The sequence below is a fragment of the Streptomyces sp. NPDC044921 genome (assembly GCF_056432865.1).
The window spans coordinates 143,851-161,308 of the sequence record NZ_JBWKIF010000007.1 but is presented as its reverse complement, the minus strand read 5'-3'; the positions used below and the strand labels follow the sequence as shown (position 1 = coordinate 161,308).

Sequence of the window (17,458 nt, the reverse complement as noted above, 5' to 3'; positions counted from 1 at the left end):
TGGGATCAGCCTCGAGTATTACGGGCCCCTAGGGGGTCTGGTTCTTGAGAGTTACCACGGCCGGGAAGCCGCTATTGACGAACTCTCTAACGACTGCCAGATTCGCCGGATGACGTTGCTCACGGGTGCGCGGGAGCGCAGGGTGCGGACCGGCGGAGTCGAGCTGTGCGTGGCCGAGCTGGGTGATCCGGGACGGCCGACGGTCGTCCTCGTGCACGGCTACCCCGACAGCAAGGAAGTGTGGTCCGAGCTCGCCGCACGGCTCGCCGGGGACTTCCACGTGGTCGCCTACGACGTCCGCGGCCACGGCCGGTCCACGGCCCCGCGGCCCCTGCGCGGCGGGTTCACGCTGGAGAAGCTGACGGACGACTTCCTGGCCGTCGCGGACGCGGTGAGCCCGGACCGGCCGGTGCACCTGGTCGGGCACGACTGGGGATCGGTGCAGGCCTGGGAGTTCACCACCGTGCGGCGCACCCAGGGCCGTATCGCCTCCTTCACCTCCATGTCCGGACCCTCCCTCGACCACTTCGGTCACTGGATCGACCGGCGCGTGAGGCGCCCCACCCCGCGCCGGGTCGGCCAGCTCCTCGGGCAGGGCGCCCGGTCCTGGTACGTGTACCTGCTGCACACGCCCCTGCTGCCCGAGCTGGCCTGGCGCGGCCCGCTCGGCAGGCGCTGGCCCGGGGTCCTGGAGCGCGTCGAGAAGGTGCCCCGGGGCGACTACCCCACCGCGTCCCTGCCGTCGGACGCCGCCCACGGGGCCTGGCTGTACCGGGACAACGTCCGGCCCCGGATGCGCGACCCGCGGCCGGACGCGTACGCCCACGCGCCCGTGCAGGTCATCACGCCCCTGCAGGACCGGTTCCTGTCGGAGCGGCTCGACGAGGAGCTGGAGCGGTGGGTTCCGCGGCTGACCCGCCGGACGATCCGGGCGGGGCACTGGATCCCGCGGACCCGCCCGGACCAGCTGGCCGCCTGGATCGGGGAGTTCGTGACGTCCGTGGAGAACGGAGGCGCGCCCGTCACGGCGAGCGGGACGCACGCCGAGCGGTTCTCCGGGCAGCTGGTGCTGGTCACCGGCGCGGGCAGCGGCATCGGGCGGGCCACGGCACTGGCGTTCGCCGGGGCCGGCGCGCGCGTGGTGACCGTCGACCGGAACGCGGAGGCGGCGGTCCGCACCGCCGAGGCGTGCCGCCGGGCCGGCGCGCCCGAGGCCTGGGCGGAGACGGCCGACGTCTCCGACGAGCCGGCCATGGCGAAGCTCGCCGAGAAGGTCACCGGCGAGTACGGCGTGGTGGACGTGCTGGTCAACAACGCCGGGATCGGACTGTCCGGCTCGTTCTTCGACACCACGACGGAGGACTGGAGGAAGGTCCTCGACGTCAACCTGTGGGGCGTGATCCACGGCTGCCGGCTCTTCGGTCGGCGGATGGCCGAGCGGGGACAGGGCGGCCACATCGTCAACGTGGCGTCGGCGGCGGCCTACCAGCCGTCCCGGGCGCTGCCCGCCTACAGCACGTCCAAGGCGGCCGTACTGATGCTCAGCGAGTGCCTGCGCGCGGAACTCGCCGGGCGGGGGATCGGCGTGACGGCGGTCTGCCCGGGCTTCGTCAACACCGCCATCACCTCGACGGCGCACTTCGCCGGCGTGGACGGGCCGGAGGAGAAGCGGCTGCAGCAGCGCGCGGCCCGTCTGTACGGGCTGCGCAACTATCCGCCGGAGAAGGTCGCCCGGGCCGTCCTGCGGGCGGTGGCGCGCGACGAGCCGGTGGTGGCGGTGACGCCGGAGGCCCGGGCCGCCCGGGTGCTCTCGCGGCTCGCGCCGGGGGTGCTGCGCAGGGTCGCACGGGTCAGGCCGCCGGTGTGACGGGGCGCCAAACCCCGTGCCGTAGCGGCCAGTTGTCCACAGGAACGGCCCTTATGCCTGTGGATAACACCCCTGGGTTGTGGATCAAACCTGGAGAGTGAAACTCGATCGCGTGATTCACGTCTCTCCCCCACCCTGGTGGGATGGACAACCTTGGTGGGATGGACGAGCGGCGCACCGTGAAGGTGTCGAAGTACCTGTCGAAGCATCTGCGCCATCAGCCGGAACGCATCGGGCTCACCCTCGACGAGGCCGGCTGGGTGGAGATCGACGCCCTGATCACCGCGGCCGCCGCCCACGGCTTCCGCTTCACCCGCGACGAACTCGACCACGTGGTCGCCACCAACGACAAACGGCGCTTCGCCGTCGAGGGCACCCGGATCCGCGCCAGCCAGGGGCACAGCGTCGAGATCGACCTGGGGCTGCCACCGGCCGATCCGCCCGCGCGCCTCTACCACGGCACGGTCGCCCGTCACCTGGACGCGATCCGGGCCGAAGGGCTGCGGCCGATGAACCGGCATGCCGTGCACCTCTCACCCGACCGTGAGACGGCGACCCGTGTCGGCGCCCGCCGCGGCCGGCCGGTCGTCCTGACCGTGGACGCGGACGCCATGCACCGGGACGGCCACGTCTTCCACGTCAGCGCGAACGGCGTATGGCTGACCCCGGCCGTACCACCGCGCTATCTGCGCTTTCCCGACCCGCGCTGACCTGCCGCTGTCGTCCGGCCGCACCCCTGTCTCTCCCCCCGTGTCCGTTTCACGTGAAACACGGGGGCCCTTTCGCCTCGCTTAGGCTCGGTGGCATGAGTCTGCGCCTGAGCACCGTGATCCTCCCGTACCGCCGCTGGCACGAAGGCGGCCGCGCGGCCTGGACCCGTGCCGAGCAGCTCGGCTTCCACACCGCCTACACCTACGACCACCTCTCCTGGCGCACCTTCCGGGACGGCCCGTGGTTCGGCGCCGTGCCCACCCTCACCGCCGCCGCGGCCGTCACCGACCGGCTCCGGCTGGGCACGCTGGTCACGTCCCCGAACTTCCGGCACCCGGTGACCCTCGCCAAGGAGCTGATCTCCCTCGACGACATCTCCGGCGGGCGGGTCACGCTGGGCATCGGCGCCGGCGGTTCCGGTTTCGACGCCACCGCGCTCGGCCAGGAACCGTGGACGCCGCGTGAGCGCGCCGACCGCTTCGCCGAGTTCGTACCGCTGCTCGACCGGCTGCTCAGCGAGGACGCGGTGTCGTACGAGGGGGACTTCTACGTGGCCCACCAGGCCCGCAACATCCCGGGGTGTGTACAGCGCCCCCGGCTGCCGTTCGCGGTGGCCGCCACCGGCCCCCGTGGGATGCGCCTTGCCGCCCGGTACGGACAGGCGTGGGTGACCACCGGCGATCCCACGTTGTACGAGAACGGCACTCCTGAACAGTCGAGGGAGGCCATTCGCCGACAGGCCGACAGGCTCGCCGACCTCTGCGCCGAGGCCGGTCGCGACATGGCCGGTCTCGACCGGGTCCTGCTCACCGGATTCACTCCGGAGCGCACCGGCCCGTTGCAGTCGCTCGACGCCTTCGTCGACTTCGCCGGGCGGCACGCGGAGCTGGGCTTCACCGAGCTCGTGATCCACTGGCCGATCCCCGACTCGGCATTCGCGGCGGACGAGAAGGTCTTCGAGCAGATCGCCATGGAGGCACCGGCGCAGCTGCGCTGAGGCCAGGTTACGGGCGAGCTGACCCAGGTGGGAGCGGTATCCACTCACCTGTGCACGGCCGCGCACGCCCGTGCAGGCATATGCGGGACAATGGCGGGGTGACCTCAGCGACCCGACAGCACGAGACCGCGGCCGAGACCCTCCCTCCGCGGCTGATCGCCACCGACCTCGACGGCACCCTGTTGCGCGACGACAAGTCGGTGTCCCCGCGCACGGTCGCCGCGCTGGCCGCCGCCGAGGAAGCGGGCATCGAGGTCTTCTTCGTCACGGGCCGGCCGGCCCGCTGGATGGACGTCGTCAGCGACCACGTGCACGGCCACGGCCTGGCCATCTGCGGTAACGGCGCCGCCGTCGTCGACCTGCACGGCGGCCCCGGGGCCCACCGGTTCGTGAAGGTGCGCGAGCTGGCACGGGAGAACGCCCTCGACGCCGTGCGGCTGCTGCGCGAGGCCGCGCCGGGCACGGTGTACGCGGTGGAGCAGACGTACGGCTTCTACCAGGAACCGGCGTACCCGAAGCTGCACATGGAGATACCCGACAGTCTCGCCCCCGCCGAGGAGCTGCTCTCCGCGGGGCACCGTGCGGCGGGCGAGCCGGTGCTGAAGATCCTCGCCTACCACCCCGAGCTGGACCCGGACGCCTTCCTGACCCTGGCCAGGCTCGCCATCGGGGAGCGCGCCAACGTGACCCGCTCCAGCCCCAGCGCCCTGCTGGAGATCAGCGGTCCCGGGGTGTCCAAGGCCAGCACCCTCGCCCTGTGCTGTGCCGAGCGCGGCATTTCGCACGAGGAGGTCGTCGCCTTCGGCGACATGCCCAACGACGTCGAGATGCTCACCTGGGCGGGCCGGTCGTACGCGATGGGCAACGCCCACCCAGACGTCGTCGCCGCGGCCTCGGGGCGGACCGTCGCCAACAACGAGGACGGGGTGGCGGTGGTGGTCGAGCGGCTGGTGGCCGAGCGGCTCCGCTCGCGGGGCTGACCGGTCAGAGCGGCACTCCACGGGCCGCGAGCCAGGACACCGGGTTCACCGCGGAACCGGACTCCGGCGTGACCCTCGTCTCGAAGTGCAGGTGCGGCCCGGTGGAGTTGCCCGTGGTGCCCGACTGGCCGATCCACTGGCCAGGACTCACCTCCTCGCCCGGGTCGACCGCGACGGACGCGAGGTGGGCGTACTGCGTGTAGTAGCCGCCCGCGTGCCGCAGCACGATCTCGATGCCGAAGGGCCCGCCGCAGGACACCCTGACCACCCGCCCCGCCCCCACGGCCCGCACCGGCGTACCGATCGGCACCGCGAAGTCCTGCCCGGTGTGCCGGTTCGCCCACAGGGCGCCGCCGCTGCCGTAGGACGAGGACAGCTCGTACGTCTCCACCGGGGCCACCCACGCGCTGGTGAACCCCGTCTCCGGCTGGTCCAGCCGGACGGCCCCACGGCACGCCCCGGCGGCGACCGCCGCGTCGGCCTGCCCCTGGAGCTGTGCGCGGGCCGACTCCAGCTTCTGCTCGATGTCCGCCTTCAGAGCGGCCAGTTGGGTGTTGCGCTTCTCCAGCGCCCGCCACTCCGCGGCGGCCTTGGCCTCGTCCGCGGCGAGCCGGGCCTCGGCCCGGCGGTTCTTGGAGATCGCGTTGTTCACGGCGAGATCGGCCTGTGCGAAGGCGTGGTGACCCCGCATCAGGCCGTCGGGGCTGTCGGCCAGCATCATCTGCGCGGCCACCGGCAGACCTCCGCTCGTGCGGTACTGGGCACGGGCGATGCGGCCCAGGTCCTCGTGCAGGGCCGCGATGTGCCGCCGCTGGGTGTCCAGGAGTTCCTCCGCCCGCCGGGCCTCGGCCCGTTGCGCCTCCGCCTGAGCGCGGCCGGCCTCGTACTGCTGCGTCGCCACCGCTGCCTCCTCGTACAGCCGCACCACCTCGGCGCTGAGGCCCGTGGCACCCCCGCCGTGGTTCGCGGGACCGCCGCCGGGGTTCCCGGGTTCCTCGTCCGCGGTCGTGGGGCGGGCCGCGAGGACCGCCAGCCCGCACAGCAGAACGGGAACGACCACACGGTGGCGGCGAAGTGAGCGCATGTCAGAGATCGTCACCCAGAGCGGGAGCCCGGTCGCGTTCATGGCGTGCGGCCGGGGGACCGGCTGAGCCGAACGGCTCAGCACCGCGCCCCACCGGACCCGTTCAGGGGACGACGGCGAGCGACTCCGACGCCGCCTCGCGCTGCGCCATCCGCCGCAACGGCCCGTCCACCGCAACCAGCTCCTCGTACCGCCCGCGCTGCACCACCCGTCCCCGGTCCAGCACGAGCACCTCGTCCACCGCCTCCAGACCCGCCAGCCGGTGGGTGATGAGCAGCGTCGTGCGGCCCTCGGTGGCGGCCAGCAGGTCGGCGGTGAGCACGTCGGCCGTCGGCAGGTCGAGGTGCTCGGCGGGCTCGTCGAGCACCAGGACGGGGAAGTCGGCCAGCAGCGCCCGGGCCAGGGCCAGTCGCTGCCGCTGCCCTCCGGACAGCCGCGCCCCGTGCTCGCCGACGAGCGTGTCGAGCCCTGCGGGCAGGCGGTCGGCCCAGTCCAGCAGCCGGGCCCGGCCGAGCGCGGCACGCAGGTCGTCCTCGCTGGCGTCCTTCCTGGCCAGCAGCAGGTTCTCGCGCAGCGAGCTGTCGAAGAGGTGCGCGTCCTGCGCGCACATCCCGACGAGCGCGCGGACGTCGTCACCGGCGAGCGCGCAGGCGTCCACGCCCGCGAGTGTGTACGCGCCCGTGCGAGGGTCGAGGAACCGCAGCAGCACCTGGGCCAGGGTCGTCTTGCCGGAGCCGGAGGGCCCGACCACGGCGATCCGGCGGCCCTCGTCGAGGGTCAGGTCCAGCCCGGCGAGCGCGTCCCGGTCCTGTCCCGCGTACCGCGCGGCAAGCCCCTTGACGACCAGCGGGAACGGCGACGCGGGCGCCTGCCGCGGCCGCTCCGGCTCCGCCACCGGCTCCACACTGTCCAGCACCTCGAAGACACGTTCGGCACTGCGGCGCACCCGCTGCCGGTACTGCACGGCGAGCGGCAGTCCCAGCACGGCCTCGAAGGCGGCGAGCGGGGTCAGGACGACGACCGCCATGGCGACGCCCTCCAGCCGCCCGGCAGCGACGGCCTGCGCCCCCACCAGGGCCGCGGCCGTGACCGTCAGGCCGGAGGCCAGCGCGGTGAGCCCGTCGCCGAGTGCCGTGGCGGTGGCGGCGCGCGAGGCGATCCGGGTGAGCGCCCCGTCGGCCTCACGGGCCTTGGCCGTCCGCGCGGGCAGGGCACCGGCGACGGTCAGCTCCGCGGTTCCGGTGAGCAGATCGGCCACCCGGGTCGCCAGCGTTCCGCGGGCCGGCGCCAGCCGGTACTCGGCCCGCCGGGCCACGGCACCGGTGAGCAGCGGTACGCCCACGCCCGCGGCCAGCAGCCCGGCCGCGAGCAGAGCACCGGCCTCGGGCAGCAGCCACGCCGTGAAGCCGACGGAAGCGGCCGAGACGACGACGGCCGCCCCGGCCGGCAGCAGCCACCGCAGCCAGTAGTCCTGCAACGCGTCCACGTCCGCCACCAGCCGCGCGAGCAGGTCGCCCCGGCGCGTCCGGCGCAGCCCGGCGGGTGCGAGCCGCTCCAGCCTGCGGAACACGGCGACCCTGGTGTCCGCCAGCATCCGCAGCACGGCGTCGTGCGACACGAGCCGCTCGGCGTACCGGAAGACGGCCCGCCCGATACCGAAGGCCCGCGTCGCCGTCACGGCCAGCATCAGGTACAGCACGGGCGGCTGCTGCGAGGCCCGGGAGATCAGCCACCCGGAGGTGGCCATGAGCCCCACGGCACTGCCGAGTGCGAGACTCCCGAGCAGCAGCGCGAGCCCGAGACGGCCGCGCCGGGCGCCGGACAGGGCGCGGACACGTGCGAGGACACCGCGGGAGGCGGGCACGTCGACGGAGGCGGCCGGGCCGGCCGGAGCAACCGGCACCGACGGGCCGGGCTCGGCCGGCCGCTCCCCGCGGGTCGTCACCGACGCGGCGGACACCCCGGATGCCCCCGGCTCCGCCGCCCGCACCACCCGTTCCGCCATCTCCGGTGCCGCCGGCCGCACCACCGGTTCGGCCGCCTCCGGTTCCGTCAGTCGCACCACCCGGTCCGCCACTCCCAGCAGCGCCGGCCGGTGGGCCACCAGCAGCACGGTCCGTCCGGCCGCCAGCCGTCGCACCGCCGCCACGACTTCCGCCTCGGTGGCCCCGTCCAGAGCCGCCGTCGGCTCGTCGAGGAGCAGCACGGGCCGGTCCGCGAGGAACGCCCGGGCCAGCGCGAGCCGCTGCCGCTGCCCGGCGGACAGCCCCGCCCCGTCCTCGCCGAGCACGGTGGCGAGGCCCTCGGGGAGCGCGTCCACGAACTCCAGCGCCCCGGCGTCCCGCAGCGCCCGCCGCACGGCCTCGTCGTCCGCGCCGGGCCGCGCCAGCCGCACGTTCTCGGCGATGGTCCCGGCGTACAGGTGCGGCCGCTGCGGCAGCCAGGCGATCCGGGACCGCCACTGCTCCAGGTCGGCGTCGGCGAGATCGACTCCCCCGGCCCGGACCCGGCCCTCGGCCGGAGCGACGAATCCGAGCAGGACGCCGAGCAGCGTCGACTTGCCGGCACCGCTCGGGCCGACCAGCGCGACCGTCTCCCCGGGCTCGACCCGGAAGCTCACCCGGGACACCGCGTCACCCGACCGCCCCGGGTACCGGACGGTCACGTCCTCGAAAGCCAGCGCGCCCTCGGGCACGGCCCGGGACCCGGACGCCGGGACAGGTGTCTCCAGGACCTCGAAGATCTCCTCGGCCGCGGCGAGCCCTTCCGCCGCCGCGTGGTACTGCGCGCCGACCTGCCGCAACGGCAGATACGCCTCCGGGGCCAGGATCAGGATGACGAGGCCGATGTACAGGTCCATCTCGCCGTGCACCAGCCGCATGCCGATCGTCACGGCGACCAGGGCCACCGAGATCGTCGCCAGTAGCTCCAGAGCGAAGGAGGAGAGGAAGGCGATCCGCAGCGTCCGCATGGTCGCCCGCCGGTACTCGCCAGTGATCCGCCGGATGGACTCGGCCTGGGCCTTGGCCCGGCCGAAGACCTTCAGCGTGGGCAGCCCCGCGACGACGTCCAGGAAGTGTCCCGACAACCGCGACAGCAGCCGCCACTGCCGGTCCATCCGGGACTGGGTGGCCCAGCCGATCAGCATCATGAAGACCGGGATCAGCGGCAGGGTGCCCACGATGACGGCCGCCGAGACCCAGTCCTCGGTGACGATCCGCGCCAGCACCGCCACCGGCACGACCACCGCCAGACCCAGCTGCGGCAGGTACCGCGAGAAGTAGTCGTCGAGTGCGTCGACGCCCCGGGTGGCCAGGGCGACCAGCGAACCGGTCCGCTGCCCGCTCAGCCAGCCCGGTCCCAGCCGGGTGGCCCGCTCCAGCAGCCGGCCCCGCAGCTCCGACTTCACCGCAGCGCTCGCCCGGTGCGCGGCGAGCTCGGTGAGCCATCCGACCAGCGCCCGCCCCACCGCGACGGCGACCAGGAGCAGCAGGGGGGTGCCGAGTGCGGACACCGCCCTGCCATGCTGGAAGGCGCCGACCACCACCTCGGCGATGAGCATCGCCTGCGCGATGACCAGCCCGGCCCCGAGCGCCCCCAGGGCGACGACCGCCACCAGGAAGCCGCGGGTGGCACGAGCGTGGCGGAGCAGACGCGGATCGATTGGTTTCACGTGAAACACACCTCAGTGCGCGGGGTCGGCGATGTGCTGGGTACCGATCCGCTTGCGGAAGACCCAGTAGGTCCAGCCCTGGTAGACCATCACGACCGGCGTGGCGACCGCCGCGCACCACGTCATGATCTTCAGCGTGTACGGGCTGGACGAGGCGTTGGTGACCGTCAGGCTCCAGTCCGGGTTCAGCGTCGAGGGCATCACGTTCGGGAACAGCGTCAGGAACAGCACCGCCACCGTGGCCACGATGGTGAGGCCCGAGAGCGTGAACGCCCAGCCCTCTCGCCCGGCCCGCGCCGCGAGCAGCGCCGTCACCAGCGACGCCACGGCCACGGCGACGGCGACGAGCGACGCCCCGTCACCCCGGTCGGCCTGCGTCCACAGCAGGAAGGCGACGGCCAACAGGGCGGTCACCGCTCCGACGCGCAGCGCCAGCGTCCGCGCCCGCTCCCGGATCTCCCCGACGGTCTTGAGACCGACGAACACCGTGCCGTGGAAGGTGAACAGCGACAGCGTGACCAGACCACCCAGCAGCGCGTACGGGTTGAGCAGGTCCAGGACCCCACCGGCGTAGTTGAAGTCCTGGTCGATCTTCACGCCGCGCACGATGTTGCCGAAGGCCACGCCCCACAGGAAGGCCGGCAGCAGCGAGGTCCAGAAGATCGCCGTCTCCCAGTTGCGCTGCCAGTTCTCCTCGGGCCGCTTGACCCGGTACTCGAAGGCCACACCCCGGACGATGAGGCAGACCAGGATGAGCAGCAGGGGCAGGTAGAAACCGGAGAACAGCGTGGCGTACCACTCGGGGAAGGCAGCGAAGGTCGCGCCGCCCGCCGTGAGCAGCCACACCTCGTTGCCGTCCCAGACGGGCCCGATGGTGTTGATCAGCACCCGCTTCTCGGGCCGGTCGCGGGCGAGCAGCCTGGTGAGCACTCCGACCCCGAAGTCGAAGCCCTCCAGGAAGAAGTAGCCGGTCCACAGGACGGCGATCAGGACGAACCAGACGTTGTGCAGTTCCATGACGTGCGGCTCCCTCGGCCTAGTAGGAGAAGGCCATCGGCTTGTCGGCGTCACGGAGGTCGCCGCCGATCTTCTTGGGCGGGTCGAGGTCGGCGTCGGTGAGCTCGGGCGGGCCCGCCTTGACGTACTTGACCAGCAACTTGACCTCGATGACGGCGAGGATCGCGTACAGGACCGTGAACACGATCATCGAGGTGAGGACCTCCGCCTGGGAGACACCGGGGGAGACCGCGTCCCGCGTCTGGAACAAGCCGTAGACGACCCACGGCTGGCGGCCCATCTCGGTGAAGATCCAGCCCCAGGAGTTGGCGATCAGCGGGAAGGCCATCGTCCAGACCGCCACCAGCCAGTACAGGCGGGTCAGGCGCGGCCGGAGCGGCTTCCGGAAGACGACCAGATGCGGCACCTCGTCCTCCCCGGTCCGCCAGGCCGCCGGCAGCAGGAACTTCTTCCGGGTGAGCCACAGCCCCAGCAGACCGATCGAGAACGACGCCATGCCGAAGCCGATCATCCAGCGGAAGCCCCAGTAGGCGACCGGGACGATGGGCTTGTAGTCGCCCGGGCCGAACTCCTCCTGGAGCGCCTTGTTGGTGTCGTTGATGCCCGGCACGTACGACTCGAAGTCGCTGTGGGCCAGGAAGGAGAGCAGGCCGGGTATCTCCAGGGCGACCTTGTTGTGGCCCTCGTCGACGTCCCCGTACGCGAACACCGAGAAGGGCGCCGGCCTCTCGCCGTCCCACAGCGCCTCGGCGGCGGCCATCTTCATCGGCTGCTGCTCGTACATGACCTTGCCCAGGGTGTCCCCGCTGACCGCGGTGAGCAGGCCGCCCACGGCGACCGTGACCAGGCCGAGCCGGAGCGAGGTCCGCATCACCGGGATGTGCTTCTTGCGCAGGAGGTGGAAGGCGGCGATGCCCACCATGAAGGCGCCGCCCGTGAGGAACGCCGCGGAGAAGCTGTGGAAGACCTGGTTGAGCGTGGTGTTCTGGGTCAGCACCAGCCAGAAGTCGGTGAGCTCGGCCCGGCCCTTGTCCTCGTTGATCCGGTAGCCGACCGGGTGCTGCATCCACGAGTTCGCGGCGAGAATGAAGTACGCCGACAGCAGTGTGCCGATCGAGACCATCCAGATGCAGGCCAGGTGGATCTTCTTCGGCAGCTTGTCCCAGCCGAAGATCCACAGGCCGATGAAGGTGGACTCGAAGAAGAAGGCGATCAGGGCCTCGAAGGCGAGCGGCGCACCGAAGACGTCACCGACGAAGCGGGAGTAGTCCGACCAGTTCATGCCGAACTGGAACTCCTGCACGATGCCGGTGACCACACCCATGGCGATGTTGATCAGGAACAGCTTGCCCCAGAACTTGGTCGCCCGGAGGTACTTCTCCTTCTCCGTGCGGACCCAGGCGGTCTGCAGCCCGGCCGTGAGCGCGGCCAGCGAGATCGTCAGGGGGACGAACAGGAAGTGATAGACGGTGGTGATGCCGAACTGCCATCGCGCCAGGGTCTCCGGCGCCAAAGCCAGGTCCACGTCGCCGCTCCTTACCTACGCTTGTGAAAGCGTTCACATTCACAAGCCATTATGCAGCACGCACTTTCGACGCATGGACGGGGGCCCGTGTGACGCTCGTCAACCCCGCGCCGGAGCGCACGAGCCCGTGCACACCGGCAGGTTTCACGTGAAACGGGCCTGTCTGTCCTCGAAAGGAACGGCGACGGCGCCGCACATGCGTCGAGCCGGTCGGCGACCCCACCGACCGGCTCGTACCGCGACCTCTGCTCAGCCGCTACAGCTCCTTGGGGAACCCTTCCGCCACCTTCAGGAAGATGTCATTCGCCTCGGCCTCCCCGACCGTCACCCGCACGCCCTCGCCGGGGAACGGCCGGATCACCACACCGGCCTGCTCACACGCCTCCGCGAAGGCCACCGTGCGCTCCCCCAGCCTGAGCCACACGAAGTTGGCCTGGGTCTCGGGCACCGTCCAGCCCTGGGCGCGCAGCCCGTCGACCACGCGCGTGCGCTCGCACACCAGCGAGCCGACCCGCCCCAGCAGCTCGTCCTCGGCCCGCAGCGAGGCGATCGCCGCCTCCTGCGCGAGCTGCGTCACGCCGAACGGCACCGCCGTCTTGCGCAGCGCCGCCGCCACCGGTTCATGGGCGATGGCGAAGCCGACCCGCAGCCCGGCGAGGCCGTACGCCTTGGAGAAGGTCCGCAGGACGCAGACATTGGGCCGGTCACGGTACAGCTCGACGCCGTCCGGAACCTCGGGGTCGCGGATGAACTCGCGGTAGGCCTCGTCGAGCACCACCAGGACGTCACGGGGGACCCGGTCGAGGAAGCGCTCCAGCTCCGCCCGGCGCACGACCGTGCCGGTCGGGTTGTTGGGGTTGCAGACGAAGATCAGCCGGGTCCGGTCGGTGACGGCGTCGGCCATCGCGTCCAGGTCGTGCACGTCACCGGCGGTCAGCGGCACCTGCACCGAGGTCGCGCCGCTGATCTGGGTGATGATCGGGTAGGCCTCGAAGGACCGCCAGGCGTAGATCACCTCGTCGCCGGGGCCGGAGGTGGCCTGGACGAGCTGCTGGGCGACACCGACCGACCCGGTACCGGTGGCCAGGTGGGACAGCGGCACGCCGAACCGCTCGGACAGCTCGTTCATCAGCCCGGTGCAGGCCATGTCCGGGTAGCGGTTGAAGGAGCAGGCCGCCGCCGTCACGGTCTCCAGCACGCCGGGCAGCGGCGGGTAGGGGTTCTCGTTGGAGGACAGCTTGTAGGCCACCGGCCCGCCGGCCGCGGCCGGCTTGCCGGGCTTGTAGGTGGGGATCCCCTCCAGCTCGGCGCGCAGCTTCGGGCTCGTCTCGCTCACCGCAGTCCTCCTCGCGAAGACCGGCGGCCCCTGTCCGCCGCCGACAACCAATGCTCCTCACCTTATGAGGATTCGGCGCCACTGCGTATAGCCGCGTCGAACCGGCGGGCGTCGGCCTCCGGCGTCCCACCGGCATCAGGGGCATCACCGTACGAAGGCGTACGAATTCAGGGGCGCGCCGCACATATATCTACGCGCCGGTGGTGCACGCCCTGGCGCGCATCCCCCGTGCAGGTGAGTTGAGACCTCTTCGCAACCTCGGCCCCTTGGCAGGCCCGCGCGGGCCGACAAGTCACGTACTGGCATGAGAGGGCTCAACACCTTTACTTTCCACGGCAATTGAGCCTTGATGATCATGCAGAAACGTGCCTGTCAACGCGTGCATATGCGTCCGCACTACCCCACCGCATGAGCCCTACTATCGGCTCGCCATGACAGCAGCAGGGAAGCACCAGGTGAGCCGCGCGGAAACCTCACGGCGAGGCAGCCGGTCGGGTCGGGCGGGTATCAGAGACGTGGCCGCCGCCGCCGGAGTCTCCATCACGACCGTCTCCGACGCCCTCAACGGCAAGGGCCGGCTCCCGGACGCCACCCGGCGCCACGTCCGCGAGGTCGCCGACCGGCTGGGCTACCGGCCCTCGGCCGCGGCCCGGACCCTCCGTACCGGCAAGTCCGGCCTCATCGGCCTGACCGTCACCACGTACGGGGATGAACCTTTCACCTTCACGGAGTTCGCGTACTTCGCCGAGATGGCGCGCGCGGCGACCTCCGCCGCGCTCGCCCGCGGCTACGCCCTCGTCATCCTGCCCGCGACCTCCCGCCACGACGTGTGGTCCAACGTCGCCCTGGACGGCACGGTCGTCATCGACCCCTCCGACCAGGACCCCGTCGTCAGCGAACTCGTCCGGCAAGGCCTCCCGGTCGTCTCGGACGGCCGCCCGGCCGGCACGCTGCCCGTCACGGCCTGGGTCGACAACGACCACGAGGCCGCCGTGCTGGGCATCCTCGACCACCTGGCCGACGCCGGAGCCCGCCGCATCGGCCTGCTGACCGGCACGACCACGGACACGTACACCCACCTGTCGACCACGGCCTACCTGCGCTGGTGCGAGCGCGTCGGCCAGGACCCGGTGTACGAGGCCTACCCGGCGCACGACCCGTGCGCGGGCGCCGTCGCCGCCGACCGGCTGCTCGCCCGGCCGGACCGCCCCGACGCGGTCTACGGACTGTTCGACCCGAACGGCACCGATCTGCTCGCCGCCGCCCGCCGCTACGGCCTGCGCGTCCCCGACGACCTGCTGCTCGTCTGCTGCAGCGAGTCCACCGTGTACGCCAACACCGAGCCGCCGATCACCACGCTCTCCCTGAAGCCGCGCCGTATCGGCACGGCGGTGGTGCAGCTGCTGATCGACGCCATCGAGGGTGTGGAATCCGACCATCCGGTGGAGCAGGTGATACCGACGGAGCTGATCGTGCGCACCTCGTCCCAGCGACGCCCGCCGCGCACGACGGTCAGCCCGCCGCGCACACCCGAGGAGACGTAGGCCCGCACTCGGGTCACGGGACACGGCCGCCACTCGGCGGACATGGTCCCCCAGGCCGGGTCGGGGAGGTCGCTGCCGGGCCCGGGGGGCCGCACTCCTGGGGAGAAACGGGGCCGGTCCCCCGGAGAGAAGGAACCGTTCTCGCGAAGAGAAGGCGAGCGAGGACGGTCACACGGTGGGCGAAGCCCGGCGCAATCGGGGCGAAAGCCGCAGTGAACTGGAGTCTTGCTCTGATTCACCACCCCTGGGTCATCACATGGCGCGATCCGCATTCCTATGATGGGCCCACGACACCGGCGGGCCGCTACGACCAGGCAGTCCGATGCGGTGCAGATGCGGCGCGATGGTGGAGGGGTCGATGACTCAGGGGGCCGGTCAGGGACCCGAGGTGGAGCGGACGGCGACGTTGCGCGACTTCCGGGTGCCCGCGTACGTCCACGAGACCGGTCCGTACGTCCACAGCGTCCACCCAGGGGACGTCGCCCCGCCGCCCGAGGAGACCTATCCCGAGGGATACACGCCGACGCAGCGCGACCTTCCCGTCGTCAACCGGGGCGACACTGTCCAGGTGACCGTCGACCCCGAGCCCGCCGCCGCGCCCGCCACGACCGGGCAGGGCCCGCTGTACGTCGTGGGCGACGTGCACGGCTACCTCGACCAGCTGGTGGCCGCCCTCCAGGAGAAGGGCCTGCTCGACGCCGCCGGCAACTGGTGCGCGGGCACCGCCCGGCTGTGGTTCCTCGGCGACTTCACCGACCGCGGCCCGGACGGCATCGGCGTCATCGACCTGGTCATGCGGCTGTCCGCCGAGGCCGCCGCGGCCGGCGGTTACTGCAAGGCGCTCATGGGCAACCACGAGCTGCTGCTGCTCGGCGCCAAGCGCTTCGGCGACACCCCCGTCAACTCCGGCGCCGGCACCGCCACCTTCCAGGCGGCCTGGCTGCTCAACGGCGGCCAGAAGACCGACATGGACCGCCTCCAGGACCACCACCTGCAGTGGATGGCCCGGCTCGATGCCCTCGAGGAGGTCGACGGCCACCTGCTCGTGCACTCCGACACCACCGCCTACCTCGACTACGGCCGCTCCATCGAAGAGGTCAACGACACCGTCCGCGAGACGCTGACCCGCAACGACGCGGACGAGGTCTGGGACCTGTTCCGCAAGTTCACCAAGCGGTTCTCCTTCCGGGACGAGGGCGGCGCGGACGCCGTGCGCTCCCTGCTCGATACGTACGGCGGCACCCGGATCGTTCACGGCCACAGCCCGATCCCTTACCTGCTGGGCGAAGTCGGCTCCGAGGAGGACGAGGACGGCACCGACCCCGTCGTCGAAGGACCGCACGTCTACGCCGACGGACTCGCCATCGCGATGGACGGCGGCGTGACCATGGCCGGAAAGCTGCTGGTCCAGCAACTGCCGCTGGCCACGTGAACGTTCACCGGGCCCCCGCGTCCCGTCACAGGACCGGACCGGTGAAGGGCCAATTTCGGTAAACCCCCTGTCACCGGCCACCGTCGCCGCTCTACCATCGGCTTATCCGTAGCAGGCTCCCCTCCGTTTCTGCCCGACGGCTCGTCAGCATGCCGAGTCACAAGCCCTACGGAGCATCGGGGGATGCACATGAACAGCGTTCCGCAGCACCTGCTGAGCGAGGACCGCCAGGAATACGAGCGGATCCTCGATGAGGCGCTGCGCTCCGCACCACACCGCCCGGACCTGGCCGCCGTCGGACAGCGGCTCAACTCCGAACAGCTGCGCACCATGGCGCTGAACGCCACCGCGCTCATCACGGCCGCCGCGTCGGCCGAGTACACGCACTACGTCAAGGTCCGCGACGAACTCCGCCGGCCGGCGTCGTCGCACACGCCGGCCGTGCGCGAGTCCGGCTCCGCCGAGCAGGGCACGGACGGCTCCGGGCTCGCCGCCACGATGGGGGAGGTCGCGGTCGCGGCCGAGACCACCGGCGCGGGCGCGGTCGCCGTCGTCGCCGTCCTCGCCCCCGTCCTGGCCGGCACCGCCGCGGCGATCTTCCTGCTCGTCGGTTACCTCCTGCAGATGCTCGACCCGGAGCAGGGGTTCGCCCGGACCATGCTCACCACGGGCTGGGTCTTCGGCGCCGTGACCGCGGTGGCGATCCTCGTCGCCGCGGTGGGACTGCTGCTCACCGCCCTGCGCAACAAGCCGTCGGCCGAAGGCGGTTCCTACGGCGCGCTCCGCGAGGAGGTGGAACAGGCCAGAGACGCCTGGCGGGAGGCGCTGCTGGAGCGCGGCATCCTGCCCTTCCTGCGGGAGGCGCTCGCCGATCCGGGTGCGGCCTCCGCACTGCACCCCACGTCCACCTCCGCGCCGGTCAGCCGCATGCCCCACCTCGGCTACGACCGCCCGGGGTTCACCAGCCCGGACGACGGCAGCCGCGGCTCGCGGCCGAGCTTCAGCAGCCCGGACTACACCAGTCCGGACTTCGGAGGACCGGAGCACCAGCCGGAGTAGCCGTCGGCGCGCACGCCCAGCGCCCGTCGGCCTGCGCTCCCCTGCGCGGACGAGCTTCAGGGAGCGCAAGCCGGGCACCTCGGCGCGCGCCGGCGACCGCATCCGCACAGGCGTCCCGGGACCATGCCCTCCCCGATCAGGGCGGACGTCCGGATCCGGCCGAGGGACACGTCCGCCAGCGGGCGCCGACTCGTCTGCGCGACGGCGCCCACGAACCCGCTGGACCACCTGCA

General features: G+C 72.1%; 12 protein-coding genes. 7 read left to right on the top strand and 5 right to left on the bottom strand.

The window, feature by feature from the left end:
* Positions 1 to 109 precede the first annotated feature (109 nt).
* From AC07DA_RS13450 to AC07DA_RS13435, 4 genes are all read left to right on the top strand, one after another.
* Entirely contained in the window at positions 110 to 1,867 is a 1,758-nt protein-coding gene (locus AC07DA_RS13450; protein WP_479127550.1) for an SDR family oxidoreductase, read from the top strand.
* Between the two features lie 161 nt (positions 1,868 to 2,028).
* On the top strand, positions 2,029 to 2,577 hold the full coding sequence (locus AC07DA_RS13445) for an RNA 2'-phosphotransferase (protein WP_479127834.1): 549 nt from the start codon (positions 2,029 to 2,031) through the stop codon (positions 2,575 to 2,577).
* Between the two features lie 95 nt (positions 2,578 to 2,672).
* On the top strand, positions 2,673 to 3,575 hold the full coding sequence (locus AC07DA_RS13440; protein ID WP_479127548.1) for an LLM class flavin-dependent oxidoreductase: 903 nt from the start codon (positions 2,673 to 2,675) through the stop codon (positions 3,573 to 3,575).
* Between the two features lie 80 nt (positions 3,576 to 3,655).
* Positions 3,656 to 4,555, top strand: a complete 900-nt coding sequence (locus AC07DA_RS13435) for an HAD-IIB family hydrolase (RefSeq protein WP_479127546.1) — start codon at positions 3,656 to 3,658, stop codon at positions 4,553 to 4,555.
* A 4-nt stretch (positions 4,556 to 4,559) separates the two neighbouring features.
* On the opposite strand, the gene AC07DA_RS13430 is transcribed toward AC07DA_RS13435, so the two are convergent.
* The 5 genes from AC07DA_RS13430 to hisC all read right to left on the bottom strand — a co-directional run bounded on the left by AC07DA_RS13430 (position 4,560) and on the right by hisC (position 13,190).
* Complete coding sequence (locus tag AC07DA_RS13430; RefSeq protein ID WP_479127544.1) at positions 4,560 to 5,639, bottom strand: M23 family metallopeptidase; 1,080 nt, start codon at positions 5,637 to 5,639, stop codon at positions 4,560 to 4,562.
* 103 nt (positions 5,640 to 5,742) lie between these two features.
* Positions 5,743 to 9,312 carry a thiol reductant ABC exporter subunit CydD gene (gene cydD / locus AC07DA_RS13425; RefSeq protein WP_479127542.1) on the bottom strand — a complete coding sequence of 1,190 codons (3,570 nt, stop codon included), beginning with the start codon at positions 9,310 to 9,312 and terminating at the stop codon, positions 5,743 to 5,745.
* 12 nt (positions 9,313 to 9,324) lie between these two features.
* Positions 9,325 to 10,329: a cytochrome d ubiquinol oxidase subunit II gene (cydB, locus tag AC07DA_RS13420; RefSeq protein WP_479127540.1), complete on the bottom strand. Its 1,005-nt coding sequence runs from the start codon at positions 10,327 to 10,329 to the stop codon at positions 9,325 to 9,327.
* Between the two features lie 19 nt (positions 10,330 to 10,348).
* Positions 10,349 to 11,854, bottom strand: a complete 1,506-nt coding sequence (locus AC07DA_RS13415) for a cytochrome ubiquinol oxidase subunit I (RefSeq protein ID WP_479127537.1) — start codon at positions 11,852 to 11,854, stop codon at positions 10,349 to 10,351.
* Between the two features lie 256 nt (positions 11,855 to 12,110).
* The gene (gene hisC / locus AC07DA_RS13410; RefSeq protein ID WP_479127535.1) at positions 12,111 to 13,190 is read right to left on the bottom strand and encodes a histidinol-phosphate transaminase; all 1,080 of its coding nucleotides are present in this window, start codon (positions 13,188 to 13,190) and stop codon (positions 12,111 to 12,113) included.
* Between the two features lie 431 nt (positions 13,191 to 13,621).
* On the opposite strand from hisC, the gene AC07DA_RS13405 reads away from it, so the two are divergent.
* From AC07DA_RS13405 to AC07DA_RS13395, 3 genes are all read left to right on the top strand, one after another.
* Positions 13,622 to 14,734 (top strand): LacI family DNA-binding transcriptional regulator, encoded by a 1,113-nt coding sequence (locus tag AC07DA_RS13405; protein ID WP_479127533.1) that lies wholly within the window; start codon positions 13,622 to 13,624, stop codon positions 14,732 to 14,734.
* Between the two features lie 343 nt (positions 14,735 to 15,077).
* Complete coding sequence (locus AC07DA_RS13400; protein WP_479127531.1) at positions 15,078 to 16,166, top strand: metallophosphoesterase; 1,089 nt, start codon at positions 15,078 to 15,080, stop codon at positions 16,164 to 16,166.
* A 183-nt stretch (positions 16,167 to 16,349) separates the two neighbouring features.
* The gene (locus AC07DA_RS13395; RefSeq protein WP_479127529.1) at positions 16,350 to 17,225 is read left to right on the top strand and encodes a hypothetical protein; all 876 of its coding nucleotides are present in this window, start codon (positions 16,350 to 16,352) and stop codon (positions 17,223 to 17,225) included.
* Positions 17,226 to 17,458 lie beyond the last annotated feature (233 nt).

Bases quoted from the DNA above. Each gene is read 5' to 3' on its own strand.
- AC07DA_RS13435 (WP_479127546.1), top strand. From the start codon at position 3,656: ATGCGGGACAATGGCGGGGTGACCTCAGCGACCCGACAGCACGAGACC.
- AC07DA_RS13405 (WP_479127533.1), top strand. From the start codon at position 13,622: ATGACAGCAGCAGGGAAGCACCAGGTGAGCCGCGCGGAAACCTCACGG.
- cydB (WP_479127540.1), bottom strand. From the start codon at position 10,329: ATGGAACTGCACAACGTCTGGTTCGTCCTGATCGCCGTCCTGTGGACC.
- AC07DA_RS13440 (WP_479127548.1), top strand. From the start codon at position 2,673: ATGAGTCTGCGCCTGAGCACCGTGATCCTCCCGTACCGCCGCTGGCAC.
- AC07DA_RS13445 (WP_479127834.1), top strand. From the start codon at position 2,029: ATGGACGAGCGGCGCACCGTGAAGGTGTCGAAGTACCTGTCGAAGCAT.
- AC07DA_RS13395 (WP_479127529.1), top strand. From the start codon at position 16,350: ATGCACATGAACAGCGTTCCGCAGCACCTGCTGAGCGAGGACCGCCAG.
- AC07DA_RS13450 (WP_479127550.1), top strand. From the start codon at position 110: ATGACGTTGCTCACGGGTGCGCGGGAGCGCAGGGTGCGGACCGGCGGA.
- AC07DA_RS13430 (WP_479127544.1), bottom strand. From the start codon at position 5,639: ATGCGCTCACTTCGCCGCCACCGTGTGGTCGTTCCCGTTCTGCTGTGC.
- AC07DA_RS13400 (WP_479127531.1), top strand. From the start codon at position 15,078: ATGGTGGAGGGGTCGATGACTCAGGGGGCCGGTCAGGGACCCGAGGTG.